General features: G+C 71.6%; 15 protein-coding genes and 1 pseudogene. 13 read left to right on the top strand and 3 right to left on the bottom strand.

The window, feature by feature from the left end; all coding sequences use genetic code 11:
- From AC1MIR_RS17545 to AC1MIR_RS17560, 4 genes and pseudogenes are all read left to right on the top strand, one after another.
- Positions 1 to 763 (top strand): annotated as a pseudogene (locus AC1MIR_RS17545) (hypothetical protein); the annotation flags it as partial.
- Positions 764 to 781: 18 nt separating this feature from the next.
- Positions 782 to 2,425, top strand: coding sequence for an arylsulfatase (locus AC1MIR_RS17550; RefSeq protein WP_480029471.1), 1,644 nt, complete (start codon positions 782 to 784; stop codon positions 2,423 to 2,425).
- Positions 2,426 to 2,617: 192 nt separating this feature from the next.
- A complete protein-coding gene (locus AC1MIR_RS17555; RefSeq protein ID WP_480029472.1) occupies positions 2,618 to 3,235 on the top strand; it encodes an NIPSNAP family protein in 618 nt (205 codons plus the stop codon).
- Between the two features lie 103 nt (positions 3,236 to 3,338).
- Positions 3,339 to 3,827: an RrF2 family transcriptional regulator gene (locus AC1MIR_RS17560; RefSeq protein ID WP_480029473.1), complete on the top strand. Its 489-nt coding sequence runs from the start codon at positions 3,339 to 3,341 to the stop codon at positions 3,825 to 3,827.
- Here the strand turns inward: AC1MIR_RS17560 and AC1MIR_RS17565 are convergent.
- Entirely contained in the window at positions 3,788 to 4,093 is a 306-nt protein-coding gene (locus AC1MIR_RS17565; RefSeq protein WP_480029474.1) for a metalloregulator ArsR/SmtB family transcription factor, read from the bottom strand. The genes AC1MIR_RS17560 and AC1MIR_RS17565 overlap by 40 nt on opposite strands.
- A 180-nt stretch (positions 4,094 to 4,273) precedes the next feature.
- Between AC1MIR_RS17565 and AC1MIR_RS17570 the strand changes: the two genes are divergently transcribed.
- From AC1MIR_RS17570 to AC1MIR_RS17590, 5 genes are read left to right on the top strand one after another with little or no spacing between them, the layout of a single operon-like run.
- Entirely contained in the window at positions 4,274 to 4,702 is a 429-nt protein-coding gene (locus AC1MIR_RS17570; RefSeq protein WP_480029475.1) for a YeeE/YedE family protein, read from the top strand.
- Positions 4,703 to 4,710: 8 nt separating this feature from the next.
- Complete coding sequence (locus AC1MIR_RS17575; RefSeq protein ID WP_480029476.1) at positions 4,711 to 5,166, top strand: DUF6691 family protein; 456 nt, start codon at positions 4,711 to 4,713, stop codon at positions 5,164 to 5,166.
- A 25-nt stretch (positions 5,167 to 5,191) separates the two neighbouring features.
- Positions 5,192 to 6,085 (top strand): MBL fold metallo-hydrolase, encoded by an 894-nt coding sequence (locus tag AC1MIR_RS17580; RefSeq protein ID WP_480029477.1) that lies wholly within the window; start codon positions 5,192 to 5,194, stop codon positions 6,083 to 6,085.
- A 55-nt stretch (positions 6,086 to 6,140) separates the two neighbouring features.
- Positions 6,141 to 7,814, top strand: coding sequence for a bifunctional protein tyrosine phosphatase family protein/NAD(P)/FAD-dependent oxidoreductase (locus AC1MIR_RS17585; RefSeq protein WP_480029478.1), 1,674 nt, complete (start codon positions 6,141 to 6,143; stop codon positions 7,812 to 7,814).
- A gap of 5 nt (positions 7,815 to 7,819) precedes the next feature.
- Complete coding sequence (locus tag AC1MIR_RS17590; protein WP_480029561.1) at positions 7,820 to 9,580, top strand: SulP family inorganic anion transporter; 1,761 nt, start codon at positions 7,820 to 7,822, stop codon at positions 9,578 to 9,580.
- Between the two features lie 10 nt (positions 9,581 to 9,590).
- Here the strand turns inward: AC1MIR_RS17590 and AC1MIR_RS17595 are convergent, their stop codons facing one another.
- A complete protein-coding gene (locus AC1MIR_RS17595; protein WP_480029479.1) occupies positions 9,591 to 10,643 on the bottom strand; it encodes a patatin-like phospholipase family protein in 1,053 nt (350 codons plus the stop codon).
- A gap of 461 nt (positions 10,644 to 11,104) precedes the next feature.
- Here AC1MIR_RS17595 and AC1MIR_RS17600 point away from each other — a divergent pair, with 461 nt between their 5' ends.
- Together AC1MIR_RS17600 and AC1MIR_RS17605 are read left to right on the top strand one after the other, a co-directional pair.
- Positions 11,105 to 12,112 (top strand): helix-turn-helix domain-containing protein, encoded by a 1,008-nt coding sequence (locus tag AC1MIR_RS17600; RefSeq protein ID WP_480029480.1) that lies wholly within the window; start codon positions 11,105 to 11,107, stop codon positions 12,110 to 12,112.
- Between the two features lie 67 nt (positions 12,113 to 12,179).
- Positions 12,180 to 12,881, top strand: a complete 702-nt coding sequence (locus tag AC1MIR_RS17605; RefSeq protein WP_480029481.1) for an isochorismatase family protein — start codon at positions 12,180 to 12,182, stop codon at positions 12,879 to 12,881.
- Between the two features lie 6 nt (positions 12,882 to 12,887).
- Here AC1MIR_RS17605 and kynA read toward each other — a convergent pair whose 3' ends face one another.
- The gene (gene kynA / locus AC1MIR_RS17610; protein WP_480029482.1) at positions 12,888 to 13,724 is read right to left on the bottom strand and encodes a tryptophan 2,3-dioxygenase; all 837 of its coding nucleotides are present in this window, start codon (positions 13,722 to 13,724) and stop codon (positions 12,888 to 12,890) included.
- A gap of 61 nt (positions 13,725 to 13,785) precedes the next feature.
- Here kynA and AC1MIR_RS17615 point away from each other — a divergent pair, with 61 nt between their 5' ends.
- Positions 13,786 to 14,934: an aminotransferase class V-fold PLP-dependent enzyme gene (locus tag AC1MIR_RS17615; RefSeq protein WP_480029483.1), complete on the top strand. Its 1,149-nt coding sequence runs from the start codon at positions 13,786 to 13,788 to the stop codon at positions 14,932 to 14,934.
- 33 nt (positions 14,935 to 14,967) lie between these two features.
- Positions 14,968 to 15,954 carry a 4-hydroxythreonine-4-phosphate dehydrogenase PdxA gene (pdxA, locus tag AC1MIR_RS17620; protein WP_480029484.1) on the top strand — a complete coding sequence of 329 codons (987 nt, stop codon included), beginning with the start codon at positions 14,968 to 14,970 and terminating at the stop codon, positions 15,952 to 15,954.
- Positions 15,955 to 16,139: the final 185 nt, after the last annotated feature.

The following is a 16,139-nucleotide window of genomic DNA, read 5'->3' on the forward strand; positions in this document are numbered from 1 at the left end:
CTGGTTCCTGCATCTCGGCTACTACCGCCCGCACCCGCCCTTCATCGCGCCCGCGCCCTATCACGCGATGTATTCCCCGGCCGAGATGCCCGCCCCGATCCGCCGTGCCCGGGGGGAGGAGGAGGCGGCGCCGCCGCCGCGGCTGCGTGCGCTGCAGGACCTGTGGTGGGCCGAGGCGGCGCGCAACGGCATGCTGCCGCTCGACAACCGCACCATCGAACGCTTCGATCCCGCGCAGCGCCCGAGCCTCGCCGGCGGGCGCACCAGCTTCACCTTCCATCCGGGCCTGGTGCAGTTGCAGACCGGCGCGGCGCCCTCGATCCTCAACCGCTCCTTCGCGATCATCGCGGAGGTCGAGATCGGGGAGCGGGCTGACGGAATGGTGATCACCCATGGCGGCCGCATGGCCGGCTACGGGCTGTTCCTGCGTGACGGCCGCGTCACCTTCCTCTACAACTTCCTCGGCATGGAGCGCTTCGCCATCACTTCCGACGCGCCGCTGCCGGCCGGGCGCCACCGCATCCGCGCCGAGTTCGCGCGCGAGGGCGGGCAGCCGGGCGCAGGCGGCACGCTGACGCTGTTCGCCGAGGACCGACGCATCGGACAGGGGCGGATCGGGCGCACCATGCCGGCGCGGATGCAGATCGACGAGGGCCTCGACATCGGCCTCGACGACGGGACGCCGCTTGCCGAAGACTACGCCGACCGCATGCCCTTCCGGTTCGGGGGGCGCATCGGGCGCGTGACCATCGAGCTTCGCTGATGAACCGGAAGGAAAGACATGACCGACAGGACATCGCGTCGCGACATGCTGCTGGGTGGGGCCGCCGGGATGGCCGCAGGACGCCTCCTGCCTGGGCCGGCGCTGGCCCAGGCGCAGACCGCGCCGCCGGCGCCTGCCGCGGCCTCCGGCCGGCGGCCGAACATCCTGGTGATCATGGGCGACGACATCGGCTACTGGAACATCAGCTACAACAGCGGCGGCATGATGGGCTTCCGCACGCCGGGCATCGACCGCGTCTTCGCCGAAGGCACGCGGATGACCGACCACTATGCCGAGCAATCCTGCACCGCCGGCCGCGCCGCCTTCATCACCGGACAGATGCCGGTGCGCACCGGCATGACCAAGGTCGGCCTGCCCGGCGCCAGCCTCGGCATCCAGCCCGAGGACCCGACGCTTGCCGAGCTGCTGAAGCCGCTCGGCTATGCCACCGGCCAGTTCGGCAAGAACCACCTCGGCGACCGCAACGAGTTCCTGCCGACCATGCACGGCTTCGACGAGTTCTTCGGCAACCTCTACCACCTGAACGCCGAGGACACGCCCGAAAGCCCCTACTACCCGCGCGATCCGCGCTTCCGCGAGCAGTACGGCCCGCGCGGCGTTCTGCGCACGCGGGCGACGGACCGTGACGACCCGACGGTCGATCCGCGCTTCGGCCGCGTCGGGCGGCAGACCATCGAGGACACGGGCCCGCTGACCGCCGAGCGGCAGAAGAACGTGGACAGCGAGTTCCGCGATGCCGCGGTGGACTTCATGGACCGCCAGGCCCGCGCGAACCGGCCCTTCTTCTGCTGGTTCAACTCGTCGCGCATGCATTACCGCACCCATGTGGGTGAGCCCTGGGCCGGGCGGTCGGGGCTGAACTTCTACGCCGACGGCATGCTGCAGCACGACAACGACGTCGGCCTGCTGCTGCGCAAGCTCGACGAGCTCGGCATCGCCAACGACACCATTGTCGTCTACACCACCGATAACGGCCCGCACTACAACATGTGGCCCGATGGCGGGATCACGCCCTTCCGCAGCGAGAAGAACACCAACTGGGAAGGCGCCTACCGCGTGCCCTTCGCGATCCGCTGGCCCGGCCGCATCCAGGCCGGCGTCACGCTGAACGACATCTCCTCCCACACCGACATGATGCCGACGCTGATGGCTGCCGCCGGCGTGTCGGACATCAAGGAGAAGCTGCTGGCCGGCCACCAGGCGGGGGGGCAGACCTACAAGGTCCATCTCGACGGCTACAACCTGCTGCCGAAGCTGACGGGCGGGGCCGGAGATTGGCCGCGGCGCGATTTCTACTATTGGAGCGACGACGGCGATCTCGTCGCCGCCCGCTACGATCGCTGGAAGTTCGTGTTCATGGAGCAGCGTGCACGCCAGCTACAGGTCTGGCTGGATCCCTTCGTGCGGCTGCGCGCCCCGATGCTGTACGACCTGCGCATGGACCCGTTCGAGCGAGCCTCGGTCGATTCCAACAACTACTACACCTGGATGGAGGATGTCGGGCAGATCGCCATCGTGCCGATGCAGCAGCTGGTCGGCCGCATGGTGGCGACCTTCCGCGACTTCCCGCCGCGACAGCGTCCATCCTCCTTCAGCGTGGACGACGTGATGAAGTCGTCGGAGAGCATGGGCAGCCGGTAGGCGCACGCCATGACGAAGGAGCGGCCGCCCGGCCGCTTCCCCTTCCTGCGGACGACACAGGACGCCTCCTGAGTCGTCGTCCAGATCGGCGGCGCCAGGCCACGCGTGCCCGGCGCCGCCCCGCATTCCCTTCCCGCGCGAACCGGGCCAGCATGGCGGCGTGAGCGCCGGACGCGCGACAGGAGGAACCGCATGCTCTACGAACTCGCCACGCTGACCACCGTCATCGGCGGCGCTGGCAACGCCGCGAAGGCGATCCCCGAGTGGTGCGGGGATGCGGGCGCGAAGGGCCGTCTGCTCGGCATGTGGAGCACGGATCTCGGCACGCTGAACCGCGTGGTCGTGTTGCGCGGCTTCGCCTCGGCCGAGGAGGTGCAGGCCGAGCGCCGCCGCGCCATGATGAGCGCGGGCCCTTTCAACGGCGGCGGCTGGCTCACCGCCATGTCGCTCGACACCTACATGCCCCTGTCCTGGCTGCCGCCGGTGGAGCCGGGCGCCTTCGGGCCGGTCTACGAGCTGCGGAGCTATGCGGTGCGGCCGCATGGGCTGACGCCGCTGATCGAAGCCTGGCGCAACCAGCTGCCCGGCCGCCTCGCGCTGTCGAAGCTGCTGGTGGCGATGCACACGGTGGATGGCCCGACGCGCTTCACCCATATCTGGCCCTATGCCAGCACCAACGACCGCGCGGCGATCCGCGGCGATGCGGTGAAGGGCGGCAACTGGCCGCCGAAGGGCGGGCAGGAGAACCTGTTCGGCGACGACATGCTGAGCTGGGTCTGCCTGCCCATGGCGGGATCGCCGCTCACCTGAGGAAGCTTTCGCGGCGGATGCCGCAGGACCGCGCGCGCGACTCCTGGCGCGGCACTGCGAAAACAGGCATATCTGATGCCGTTTTAAGCAGGGAGCGTGGGCCGTGCGGCTGACACAGTTCTCGAACTTCGCGCTCCGCACCCTGCAATTCGCGGCGGTGCGGGCGCCCGAGATCGTCACCGTGGACGACGTCGCCCGCGCCCACCGGATCTCGAAGGCGCATCTGGTGAAGGTGACGGCGGAACTCGCCCGGCGCGGCTATCTGGAGACCACCCGGGGCCGCCGCGGCGGCATGCGCCTGGCCCGCCCGGCCGAGGCGATCACGGTCGGCGAGATCATCCGCTGGACGGAAGCGCCGCTCGAACTCGTGGAATGCTTCGATCCGGCGACCAACACCTGCCCGCTGCTCGGGGCGTGCCACCTCTCCCGCGCGCTGCACCGGGCGCTGCGCGCTTTCCTCGCGGTGCTCGACGACCTGACCATCGCCGACATCGCCTGGAACAGGGAGGCGCTCCTGCAGCGATTGCTCGTTGAACCGCCGGCGCAGAACCCTCAGGCAGCGTCCCGCCCGGCCTCGGCCGGCGCGCAATAGAGGCGGTAGAGCGTCTCCAGGACAGCCGCGACCTCGGGGCTCGCTAGGCGGTAGAACACCGTCTGGCCGTCGCGGCGCGTCTCCACCAGGCGCAGATCCCGCATCCGTCCCAGATGCTGCGACAGCGCCGTCGGCGACAGCGCCACCATCTCGGCCAGCCGCCCGACGGAAACCTCGCCCTGCAGCAGGTGGCACAGCGCGATCAGGCGTTTCGGATGCGCGAGGGTGGCGAGCAGCCGTGCCGCCTCCTCCGCCTTCGCTTCCATCTCGGAGAATGATGCCTCAGGAAATTCAGCATCAGCGATCATGGTTTTCATATTGACATCTTCGCATATACGCAGATATATGTCCACGCCGACATCGAGGATGGAGACCCGAATGGCCCGCCGCCCCGCCAAGCTCCGCAGGTCGCGCGACCTCCCCGGCCGCACCGAGGGAGTGTGACCATGGCGCCGACCGATTTCACCCCCCTCGCCTCGCTGCTCGGCGGCGCGATGATCGGCGCCGCGGCGGTCGCGATGATGGCCGCCCTGGGGCGCATCGCCGGGGTCAGCGGCTTCGCCGTGCGCCTGCTGCCGCCCTACTCCGAGGGCGGTCTCGCCGGGCGCTTCGCCTTCGTGCTCGGCATCGTGCTCGCCCCGCTGCTCGTCGGGCTCGCGACCGGGCGCGTGCCGGTGCCCGTGATCGAGGCCGGCATGCCGGTCCTGGCCGTGGCGGGGCTGCTGGTGGGCTTCGGCGCCGTCTGGGGCAATGGCTGCACCTCGGGCCACGGCGTCTGCGGCATCTCGCGGCTCTCGCTGCGCTCGATCGTGGCGACGCTGGTCTTCATGGCGACCGCGATCGCCACCGTCTTCCTCACCCGCCACGTCCTGTGAGGTCCGTCATGGCCATCCTGCTGCAATTCCTGATCGGCCTGCTCTTCGGCCTCGGTCTCCTCGTCGCCGGCATGTCGAATCCGGCGAAGGTGCTGAACTTCCTCGACATCGGCGCGATCCCCGCCGGCACCTGGGATGCCAGCCTTGCCTTCGTCATGGCCGGCGCCATCGCCGTGACCTTCGTCGGCTACCGCATCGTGCTCCGCAAGGGGCGGCCGCTGTTCGGCCAGCGCTTCCAGGTGCCGACGGCGACGGAGATCGACAACCGCGTCCTGCTCGGCCCGGCGATCTTCGGCATCGGCTGGGGCCTCGCGGGCTTCTGCCCCGGCCCGGCGCTCACCGCGCTCGGCACCGGCGGCCAGCCGGCCTGGCTCTTCGTCGCCGCGATGTTCGCCGGCATGGCCGGCGCCCGCTGGCTCGCCAACCGACCGGCCGCGCCCGCGGCCGGCCCCCGCCACGCCTGACCCCGCATCACAAAGGAGACGCCCGATGAGCATGCTTCCCGCCGGCATCGACCTCTCGGTGAAGCCCGAGGTCACCGCCTTCTTCGACGCGCCGACCAACACCATCAGCTACGTCGTGAAGGACCCGGGCTCCAACGCCTGCGCCGTGGTCGATTCCGTGATGGACATCGACTACGCCGCCGGCCGCATCACGCATCAGAGCGCCGACGCGATCATCGCGCATATCCGCGAGCGCGGCCTCGACCTGCAGTGGCTGATCGAGACGCATGTGCATGCCGACCATCTCTCCGCCGCGCCCTATATCCAGGGCAGGCTCGGCGGCCGCATCGGCATCGGCGAGAAGATCACCGTCGTGCAGGAGGTGTTCGGCAAGGTCTTCAACGAAGGCACCGAGTTCCGCCGCGATGGCAGCCAGTTCGACCGCCTGTTCAAGGACGGCGACAGCTACATGATCGGCGGCATGAAGGCCGTGGTGCTGCACACGCCCGGCCACACGCCGGCCTGCATGACGCATGTGATCGGCGACGCGGCCTTCGTGGGCGATACGCTGTTCATGCCCGATGGCGGCTCCGCCCGCGCCGACTTTCCCGGCGGCGATGCGCGCACGCTGTTCCGCTCGATGCGGCGCATCCTGGAGCTGCCGCCGGCGACGCGGCTGTTCATGTGCCACGACTACGGCCCGAACGGCCGCGAGATCCGCTGGGAGAGCACGGTCGCCGAGGAGCGCGCGCAGAACATCCATGTGCGCGACGGCATGACCGAGGACGCGTTCGTCGCGATGCGCGAGGCGCGCGACCGCACCCTCGGCATGCCGCGGCTGATCCTGCCCTCGCTGCAGGTGAACATGCGGGCCGGCGCGCTGCCGCCCGCCGATCCCTCCGGCCGGCACTTCCTGAAGGTGCCCGTCAACGCCCTCTGACGGGCGCCGGAGTCAGCAACCCGAGCACGCCGGCAGCCCGCCGGGGAGGATGCGCATGAACGCCAGGACGCTCACCGCCACGCTGTCCGTCTCGGGGCAGATCGCCCCCTCGGACACCGCCGGCCTCGCCGCCGCGGGCTTCCGCGCGGTGATCTGCAACCGCCCGGACGGCGAGGGCGCGGACCAGCCCGCCTTCGCCGAGATCGAGGCGGCGGCGGAGGGCGCCGGCCTGCGCGCCGCCTACCTGCCGGTGGTCTCCGGCAAGGTGAGCGACGCGGATGCCGCGGCCTTCGCCGAGACGCTCGATGCGCTGCCCAAGCCGGTGCTCGCCTATTGCCGCAGCGGCACGCGCTCCGCGACGCTGTGGTCGCTCTCCGAGGCGGCGCGCGGCCGCCCCGTGGCGGAGATCCTGGCCGCCACCAAGGCCGCCGGCTATGACATGAGCGGCGTCGCGCGCCGCATCGCCAATCGCGGCCGCACGCCGACCGATGTCGCCGATGCCGAGCACCAGGTGGTGATCGTCGGCGGCGGCGCGGCGGGCATCGCCGTCGCCTCCAGCCTGAAGGCGCGCGCGCCCGATCTCGACATCGCGCTGATCGACCCGGCCGACATCCACTACTACCAGCCGGGCTGGACGATGGTGGGCGCCGGCATCTTCGATCCCGCCACGACGGCCCGTACCATGGCCTCGCTGATCCCGGACGGCGTGCGCTGGATCAAGGCCGCCGTCGCCGCCTTCGAGCCTGAGAAGAACGCGGTCATCCTGGATGGCTGCCGCGTGGTGAAGTACCGCGCGCTGGTGGTCGCGCCCGGCATCAAGCTGGACTGGGCGGCGATCGAAGGCCTGCCCGAGACGCTCGGCCGCAACGGCGTCACCTCCAACTACCGCTACGACCTGGCGCCCTACACCTGGGACTGCGTGCAGGGGCTGAAGGCGGGCCATGCGGTGTTCACCCAGCCGCCGATGCCGATCAAATGCGCCGGGGCGCCGCAGAAGTCGCTCTATCTCTCGGCCGATCACTGGCTGCGCGCGCGCCGGCTGAACGACATCCAGATCGACTTCTACAATGCCGGCCCGGTGCTGTTCGGCGTGAAGGAATACGTGCCGGCGCTGATGCGCTATGTCGAGCGCTACCACGCGCAGCTGCATTTCCAGCACCGCCTGGTCCGCGTGGACGGGCCGGCGCGCCGCGCCTGGTTCGTCCGGACCGGCGCCGAGGGCGCGACCGAGACGGTCGAGACCGGCTTCGACATGCTGCATGTCGTGCCGCCGCAGACGGCGCCCGATTTCGTCCGCGTCTCGCCGCTCGCCGATGCGGCCGGCTGGGTCGCCGTGGACCAGGCGACCCTGCGCCACGCCTCGCTGCCCGGCATCTACGGCCTGGGCGATGCCTGCAGCGCGCCGAACGCCAAGACCGCCGCCGCGGCGCGCAAGCAGGCGCCCGTCGTCGCGCACAACCTGCTCAAGGATCTCGGCCTGATCACGGGCGGGGATGCGATCTATGACGGCTACGGTTCCTGCCCGCTGACGGTGGAGCGCGGCAAGATCGTGCTCGCGGAGTTCGGCTATGGCGGCAAGCGCCTGCCGAGCTTCCCCTCCTGGCTGATCGACGACACCGAGCCCAGCCGCCTCGCCTGGCTGCTGAAGGAGCGGATCCTGCCGCCGATGTACTGGAAGGCGATGCTGCGCGGGAAGGAATGGATGGCCCGCCCGCAGACGGCGGCGTGACGACCATGCGCCGCCTCGCCGCCCTGCTGCCGATCCTCGACTGGGCCCCGCGCTACACCCGCGCGGAGGCCGGCAGCGACCTCTTCGCGGCGGTGATCGTGACGATCATGCTGGTGCCGCAGAGCCTCGCCTACGCCATGCTGGCGGGCCTGCCGCCGCAGGTCGGGCTCTACGCCTCGATCCTGCCGCTAGTCGCCTATGCGCTGTTCGGCACCAGCCGGACGCTGGCAGTCGGGCCGGTCGCCGTGGTCTCGCTGATGACGGCGGCCGCGGTCGCGCCGCTCGCGGCACAAGGCTCGCCGGAATACGTCGCCGCCGCGGCGGCGCTCGCGGTGCTCTCGGGGCTCGTGCTGCTGGCGATGGCGGTGCTGCGGCTGGGCTTCCTGGCGAATTTCCTGAGCCATCCGGTGATCTCGGGCTTCATCACCGCCTCGGGCATCCTGATCGCCTTCAGCCAGGCGAAGCACATCCTCGGCATCCGCGCCGAGGGCGACACGCTGCCGCATATCGTCGCGGGGCTGGCGCGCGGGCTCGGCCAGGTGAACCTCGCCACCCTCGCCATCGGGCTCGCCGCCACCGGCTTCCTGTTCTGGGCGCGGCGGTCGCTCAAGCCGCTGCTGCGCCGGCTCGGCCTCGGGCCCAGGCTCGCGGACCTGCTGGCGAAGGCCGGGCCGCTGCTGGCCATCGTCGTCTCCATCGCGGCCGTCTCCGCCTTCGATCTGGGCGCGGCGGGCGTGCGGCTGGTGGGCGAGATCCCGGCCGGCATGCCGCCCTTCGCCATCCCTTCGCTCGACCCCGCCTTGTGGCTCGAATTGCTGCCCGCGGCGGTGCTGATCAGCCTGGTGGGCTTCGTCGAATCCGTCTCCGTCGCGCAGACGCTGGCGGCGAAGCGGCGGCAGCGCATCGTGGCCAACCAGGAACTGGTCGGCCTCGGCACGGCCAACATCGCCGCGGCCATCTCGGGCGGCTATCCGGTGACCGGCGGCTTCGCGCGATCGGTGGTGAATTTCGATGCCGGCGCGGAGACGCCGCTGGCCGGCGCGATGACCGCCATCGGCATCCTGGCCGCCGCCCTGTTCCTGACGCCGCTGTTCCGCCTGCTGCCCCAGGCGGTGCTGGCCGCAACCATCATCGTCGCGGTGCTCTCGCTGGTGGACCTCGGCGCGATCCGCCGCACCTTCGCCTATTCGAAGTCGGATTTCGCGGCGATGGCGGCCACGATCCTGCTGGTGCTGCTGGTCGGCGTCGAGGCCGGCATCGTCGCCGGCGTCGCGCTTTCGCTGCTGCTCTTCCTCTGGCGCAGCAGCACCCCGCATATCGCGGTGGTCGGCCAGGTGCCGGGCAGCGAGCATTTCCGCAACGTCGAGCGGCACGCGGTGATCACCGCGCCCGACCTGCTCACCATCCGCGTGGATGAGAGCCTCTACTTCGCCAATGCGCGCTTTCTCGAGGATCGCATCCTATCGGAAGTGGCCGCGCGGCCGGAGCTGCGCAACGTCGTGCTGATGTGCTCGGCGGTGAACATGATCGACGCCAGCGCGCTGGAGAGCCTGGAGGCGATCGCGGACCGGCTGGCCTCGGCCGGCGTCGGCTTCCACCTGTCGGAGGTGAAGGGGCCGGTGATGGATGCGCTGCGCCGGTCCGACTTCTTCGCCCACTTCAAGGGGCAGGTCTTCCTCTCGCAATACGAGGCGTTCCGCACGCTCGCGGCGGCGCCGGCGCCGCGACTCACCACGCCGCGGGCGGAGCTGGTCCGCGCGGGCTGAGAGCCCGCCCTCACACCCCGTCGAGCAGCGCGTCGAGGTCGAGCGAGGACCGCCTGCCGATGTCCTCGCCATGCGCGTCCAGGAATTCCTGCGCGGCCTTGCGGCCCTCGTCGCGCAGCATCTCGAGGAAGGCCCATTCGGCGTTCAGCTTCGAGGAATAGCCGAGCTGCACCATGATGCCGTTGCGCACCACATGCATGCGCATCCGCGCCCAGGCCGCGCCCTCGCTGTTGCCGGGATCGGCCACCTTGCGCAGCAGCGCCAGCATCTTCAGCTCCTTCAGCGCGACCGCGTTGAAGGAGATCTCGTTCACCCGGTCGAGGATGTCGCGCGCGCTGCGCGGCGTGCCCGGCCGCTCGATGGGGTTGATCGGCACCAGGATCGTGTCGTCCGAGGTCAGCTCGTTCACCAGCGGGAACAGCGTCGGGTTGCCGGCGAAGCCGCCGTCCCAATAGGGCTCGCCGTCGATCTCCACCGCCTGGAACAGCTGCGGCAGGCAGGCGGAGGCGAGCAGCGCCGTCGCGGTGATGTCGGCGTTGCGGAAGATCCGCGCGCGGCCGGTGCGCACATTCGTCGCCGTGACGAAGACCTTGACCGGCCCGGTCGCGAGCGCGCCGAAATCCACGCTCTCCTCCAGCACCTCCGCCAGCGGGTTGCCGCCGATCGCCGGCACGTCATAGGGCGAGACCACGCGCGCCAGCAGGTCCATCGCGAGGAAGGCGGGCGAGTTGTCGAGCGTCCAGCGGCCGAGCATCACGTCGATCGGGCCGCGCTGGAAGGGGCTGAAGGTCGCCGCGCGGGAGACGCGGCGCCAGAAGGCGGAAAGCGCCTCCCGCGCCGCCGGCGCGCCGCCCTTCGCATAGCCGCTGGCCAGCACCGCCGCGTTCATCGCGCCGGCGGAGGTGCCGGAGATGCCCTCGACCTCCAGCCACTCCTCCTCCAGCAGGCGGTCGAGCACGCCCCAGGTGAAGGCGCCATGCGCGCCGCCGCCCTGCAGCGCGTAATCCACCAGGACCGGCCGGCGCCGTGCCGGGGTGGCGGGGCGGGTGCGAGGCTGCGCCATGGCCCGGGCTAGCCCTGCCGCGCCGTCGGGCGGGCGGGCGGCGGGCAGCCCGCGGCGTCGAGGTGAGGCATCCGGCCCTCCGCAGAAGAATGTCGCATCGCACAAGATCCCCGTCGCGGCGTCCAGGGGGCTGGGCCCGCCGGCTTTCCCCGTGGTGCCGGCTGGGGCGGCGCCGGCAACGGGCCGCCCTCGATGGAGCACCGGCCGCTCCCGCGTGCTGTAGCGCCGGCGCGCCCGAGAAGATGCGGTCCGCCGTCCCACCAGTTGACGGGGCGTTCCGCGCGCTGCTGCGCAGCATTCCCCGCCCACCACCTTGTCATCATCACCGGAGTGTCAACGCGGCCTGGCTCCCCAAGAGGCGATAATCCGACATGGATCCATTGCGGAGTGATAGCGAAACGGGCGGGGTGCCCGGCGTCCTGGCGGCATCCGGGCCGGCGGCCCGGCCCTGCGATGCGCTGGTGACGAGCACCCTGGGCCTGCCGCCGGCCGAGCAGTTCGGCTTCTGGCGCGACCTGGACGGCGGGATGCTCGAACACCTGCCGCCCGCGCGCCCCCTCGCCGCCGGCTTCGCCGCCGAGGCGCGGACCTCGCGCTTCGGCGGCTTCGCCGTGATGGAGGTTGAGATCGCCGCCGGGCGCTACCGGCGCTGCGCCGACCGCGCCCGCCGCGACGGCATCGACCACTGGACCCTGACGCTCGCCCGGCGCGGCCGACGGGTGTTCCGCAGCGGCGACACGGTGCAGGAGATGCGGCCCGGCGCGGTCCATGTCGGTTCGCTCGCCGCCAGCTTCGAGACCGTGCGTTCGGACTCCGCCTGGCTGCACCTCTATGTCCCGCGGGAGACATGTCCGGGGCTGGCGGCGACGCTGGATGCGGCGCGGATGCGCCCCGTCGCCGGCCCGATGGGCGACCTGCTGCGCGACTATCTCGAGATCCTGGCGCACCGGCTGCCGCAGGTGACCGCCGCCGAGGCGCCACGCATCGCCGAGACCACGCGGTCGGTGCTGGCGGCGCTGCTCGCGCCCGCCCCCGACCGCCTGCGCGAGGCGGCCGCGCCGCTGCGCCAGACCCAGCTGCACCGCGTGCGGCGGATCGTGCGCGAGCAATTGGGGTCCGCGACGTTCGGGCCGGCGCGGCTCAGCCGTCTCGCCGGCATGTCCCGATCCCAGCTCTACCGCCTGTTCGAGCCGCAGGGCGGGGTCGCGGCCTATATCCAGGCGGAACGGCTCCGCGCGGCGCAGATCGCCCTCGCCGACCCGACCGACCGGCGCAGCATCGCCGCCATCGCGGAGGCGGTCGGGCTGTTCGACTGCTCCAGCTTCAGCCGCATGTTCCGCCGCGCCTATGGCTGCTCGCCGCGGGACATGCGGATGATGGCGCTGGCCGATCCCGCTTCGATCCCCTCCGCCGTGCCGGCGCAGGCCCGCGCCGTGCGGACCATCAGCGACCTGCTGCGCGCGCTCTGACGCCGGGCGCCCTTGGCGCGGCCGGGGCGGCGCGCCAGGATCGGGGCCGGTGCGGAGCCTGTGCTGCATGCGGCCCGATGCGATCTTCCCGGCGGCGCTTCTCGACCGCGTGCGCGCGCGGCGCGGCGGGCGCGTGCATGTGACGACGCGGCTCGATCCGGCGCGGACGGCGCTGGTCGTGGTGGACATGCAGCTGGCCTTCACGCGGGAGGGTGCGCCCTCCGGCACCGGGGACGCGCCCTCCATCGTGCCGGCGATCAATGCGGTGGCCGCGGCGCTGCGCGCGGCGGGCGGGGCTGTCGCCTTCTCGCGCGGCACTTTCGATGCCAGCGAGGATGGCGGCTGGCCCGGCTTCTATCGGCGCATGGTGGAGCCCGGACTGGCGCAGCGCATCCTGGAGGGGCTCCGCGAAGGCCACGCGCTGCACGCGCTCGATCCGGCGCTGGAGGTCGCGCCCTCCGACTTCGTCTTCCCGAAAAGCCGCTACTCCGCCTTCGCGCCCGGCGCCTCGCCCCTGCCCGCCTGGCTCGCGGCGCGCGGGACCACGACGGTGCTCATCGCCGGAACGCTGACCAATGTCTGCTGCGAGAGCACGGCGCGCGACGCCATGCAGCATGGCTACGAGACGGTGATGATCGCCGATGCGAATGCCGCGCGCGACCGGGCCGCGCACCAGGCGACGCTGAACACCTTCCTGGAATTCTTCGGCGACGTGCTGACCGTGGCGCAGGTGCTGGCGCTGCTGCGCGGGGAAGAGCTGGCCGGGTAGCCGAGGCTACAATTTCCCGCGCACGCTCCAGAGCTCGGGAAAGAAGCGCTTCTGCAGCGCGGTGCGCAGATAGGCGACGCCGGAACTGCCGCCGGTGCCCGGGCGCCCGCCGATGATCCGCTCCACTGTCGAGAGATGGCGGAAGCGCCAGGTCTGGAAGGCGTCCTCGAGGTCCACCAGCTCCTCGGCGAGTTCGTACAGGTCGAAATGCGTCTGCGCGTCGCGATAGACCTCGGCCCAGGCGGCCTCGACGCCCGGATCGGGCGCATGGGGCTGCGTCAGGTCGCGATGCAGCACGGCATCCGGCACCGGCAGGCCGCGCCGCGCCAGTAGCCGCAGCGCCTCGTCATAGATGGAGGGCGCGGCGAAGGCGGCCTCGAGCTGCGCATGCAGGTCGGGGCGGTGGCGGTGCGGCTTGAGATACAGCGCCTCCCGCGCGCCCATGCGGATCTCCAGCAGCCGGTACTGCCAGGACTGGAAGCCCGAGGAACTGCCGAGCGAGGCGCGGAAGGCCAGGTAGTCGTGCGGCGTCATGGTGGTCAGCACCTCCCACGACTCGACCATCTGCTTCTGGATGCGGCTGACCCGCGCCGTCGCCTTGAAGGCGGGGCCGAGATTGTCCGCCCGGATGCAGGCCATGGCGAGTTCCAGCTCGTGCAGCATCAGCTTCATCCACAGTTCCTGCACCTGGTGGATGGTGATGAAGAGCAGCTCGTCATGCTGGCCGGAGAGCGGCTTCTGGGCGGCCAGGATCAGGTCCAGCCCGAGATAGTCGCCATAGCTCATCTTGCGGGCGAAATCGGTCTCGATCCCCGCCGTCGCCTGCGTCCCGTCCTCGGCCATCGGAGCCTCCTGCGCCGGTCTCTATCTAGGCGGGCGGCGGCGCTTCGCACATATGCGGGCCATGCTCGACCTCCGCGCGCAGTTCTCCCGCTTCCTCGGCGCCGACCCGGCCCGGCTGCATTTCGCCGCCCATAGCCACCACCCCTGGCCGGACGCGACGCGGGAGGCGCAGCTCGCCGCCTGGGACACCGCGGCGCGGCTGCAGGACGGGAAGTGGGAGGAGATCCTGGGGCCCCTGCAGGACGGGCTCCGCGCCAAGGTCGCGGCCCAGCTCGGCCTGCCCGATCCGCGCACGCTGGTCTTCGCGCCGAACACGCATGAATTCGTGGTCCGCATCCTGTCGAGCCTGCCCATCGGGCGGCCGCCGCGCGTGCTGACCACCGATGCGGAGTTCCACAGCCTGACCCGCCAGCTTGCAAGGCTGGAGGAGGAAGGGCTGGTGCAGGTCACGCGCATCCCGACGGCGCCGCACGAAACCTGCCTCGACCGCCTGGCGGAGGCCGCGCGTCACAAGAACTTCGACCTGATCTGGGTCTCGGAGGTCTTCTTCTCGTCCGGCTTCGCGCTGGACGGGCTGGAGGCGCTGGCCGAGGCGGCGGGCGACGCAGTGCTGGTGCTGGACGGCTACCACGCCTTCATGGCCCGGCCGGTGGATCTGTCGCGGCTTGCGGGCCGCGCCTTCTACACGGCGGGCGGCTACAAATACGCGATGGCCGGCGAGGGCTGCTGCTTCCTGCATTGCCCGCCCGGCTGGCTGCCGCGGCCGCGCGCGACCGGCTGGTACGCCGCTTTCGGCGCGCTGGCAGGCCCGCAGGGCGAGGTCGGCTATGCCGCGGATGGATGGCGTTTCATGGGGGCGACATTCGATCCGTCGGGGCTGTATCGCCTCTCGGCCGCCCTCGACTGGTTCGCGGCGCGGGGGCTGACGACGGCGATGGTGCGCGACCATGCCCATGCGCTGCAGGCCCGCTTCGTCGCGGGCCTGACCGGCACGGGGCTCGACTCGGCGGCGCTCGTCGTGCCGCTCGATGAGCCGCGGCGCGGGAATTTTCTGACCTTCGACCTGCCCGACGCCGACGCGTTCCAGGCGCGGCTTGCCGCGGCCGGCATCGTCACGGACCGGCGCGCGACCCGCCTGCGCTTCGGCTTCGGGATCTACCAGACGGCGGAGGAGGTGGACGCGCTGCTCGGCCGCATGCGGCGCCTGTAGCCAGGGCGCCGATCCGGGACTACGCCAGACCGCATGACCCCGCTTCCCCTCGCCCTGACCATGGGCGAGCCCGCCGGCATCGGCCCCGAGATCACGCTCGCCGCCTGGCGCGCCGTCCGCGCCGCCGGCCCCGTCTTTTTCTTCGTCGGCGATCCGGCGCTGCTGCCGGGCGCGCCGCTCGCGCTGGTCGAGCGGCCCGAGCAAGCCGCAGCCGCCTTCCCCGAGGCGCTGCCCCTGCTTCCGTTGCCGCTCGCCGCGCCGGCCACGCCAGGAAAGCTCGACCCGCGCAACGCGCCGTCCGTCATCGCCGCCATCGAGCAGGCGGTCGCCTTCGCCAGGGAGGGGCGCGCCGGTGGGGTGGTGACCAACCCGATTCAGAAATCGGTGCTCACCGCGGCCGGCTTCCCGCATCCGGGCCATACCGAGTTCCTCGGCGAATTGGCCGGCACCGGCGTGCCGCCGGTGATGATGCTGGCCTGCCCCGGCCTGCGCGTGGTGCCGGTGACCATCCACATGTCGCTCAAGCGCGCCGCCGCCGAGCTGACCACCGCCACCATCGTCACCCAGGGCCTTGTGGTGGCCGAGGCGCTGCGGCGCGACTTCGGCATCGCGGCGCCGCGCCTGGTGGTCGCCGGCCTGAACCCGCATGCCGGCGAGGACGGCACGATGGGCCGGGAGGACATCGAGATCGTCGCCCCCGCCGTCGCCGCGCTGCGCGCGCGGGGGATTGCGGTGCGCGGCCCGCTGCCGGCCGACACGCTGTTCACCCCGCGGGCGCGCGCGACCTATGACTGCGCGCTCTGCATGTATCACGACCAGGCGCTGATCCCGGTGAAGACGCTCGACATGGATGGCGGCGTGAACGTGACGCTCGGCCTCACCATCGTGCGGACCAGCCCGGACCACGGCACCGCGCTCGACATCGCCGGCAAGGGGCTCGCCGATCCCGGCAGCCTGATCGCCGCGCTCCGCATGGCCGCCGACATGGCCCGCCACCGCGCCGACTGTGGTAAGCCATGACAGGCGGACCGCCGGAAGGCGGGCCGAGGCCGCGAATGCGGCCCGCGCCCAGACCATCCGCGCGGACCAGAGGTACAGCGACCGGCGCGAAGCCAAGGCGGCGGAGCCGCCGCGTCACGCCGAAGGCGGGGCGCCCGCCCGCCGCCGCGGAGGGCCTCACCTGAAACGAGACCTCAACAACGACC

This window comes from Falsiroseomonas sp. RANM36, assembly GCF_056682175.1.

Bases quoted from the DNA above. Each gene is read 5' to 3' on its own strand.
- AC1MIR_RS17575 (WP_480029476.1), top strand. From the start codon at position 4,711: ATGGCCATCCTGCTGCAATTCCTGATCGGCCTGCTCTTCGGCCTCGGT.
- kynA (WP_480029482.1), bottom strand. From the start codon at position 13,724: ATGGCCGAGGACGGGACGCAGGCGACGGCGGGGATCGAGACCGATTTC.
- pdxA (WP_480029484.1), top strand. From the start codon at position 14,968: ATGACCCCGCTTCCCCTCGCCCTGACCATGGGCGAGCCCGCCGGCATC.
- AC1MIR_RS17615 (WP_480029483.1), top strand. From the start codon at position 13,786: ATGCTCGACCTCCGCGCGCAGTTCTCCCGCTTCCTCGGCGCCGACCCG.
- AC1MIR_RS17580 (WP_480029477.1), top strand. From the start codon at position 5,192: ATGAGCATGCTTCCCGCCGGCATCGACCTCTCGGTGAAGCCCGAGGTC.
- AC1MIR_RS17555 (WP_480029472.1), top strand. From the start codon at position 2,618: ATGCTCTACGAACTCGCCACGCTGACCACCGTCATCGGCGGCGCTGGC.
- AC1MIR_RS17595 (WP_480029479.1), bottom strand. From the start codon at position 10,643: ATGGCGCAGCCTCGCACCCGCCCCGCCACCCCGGCACGGCGCCGGCCG.
- AC1MIR_RS17550 (WP_480029471.1), top strand. From the start codon at position 782: ATGACCGACAGGACATCGCGTCGCGACATGCTGCTGGGTGGGGCCGCC.
- AC1MIR_RS17585 (WP_480029478.1), top strand. From the start codon at position 6,141: ATGAACGCCAGGACGCTCACCGCCACGCTGTCCGTCTCGGGGCAGATC.
- AC1MIR_RS17570 (WP_480029475.1), top strand. From the start codon at position 4,274: ATGGCGCCGACCGATTTCACCCCCCTCGCCTCGCTGCTCGGCGGCGCG.
- AC1MIR_RS17605 (WP_480029481.1), top strand. From the start codon at position 12,180: ATGCGGCCCGATGCGATCTTCCCGGCGGCGCTTCTCGACCGCGTGCGC.
- AC1MIR_RS17590 (WP_480029561.1), top strand. From the start codon at position 7,820: ATGCGCCGCCTCGCCGCCCTGCTGCCGATCCTCGACTGGGCCCCGCGC.
- AC1MIR_RS17565 (WP_480029474.1), bottom strand. From the start codon at position 4,093: ATGGAAGCGAAGGCGGAGGAGGCGGCACGGCTGCTCGCCACCCTCGCG.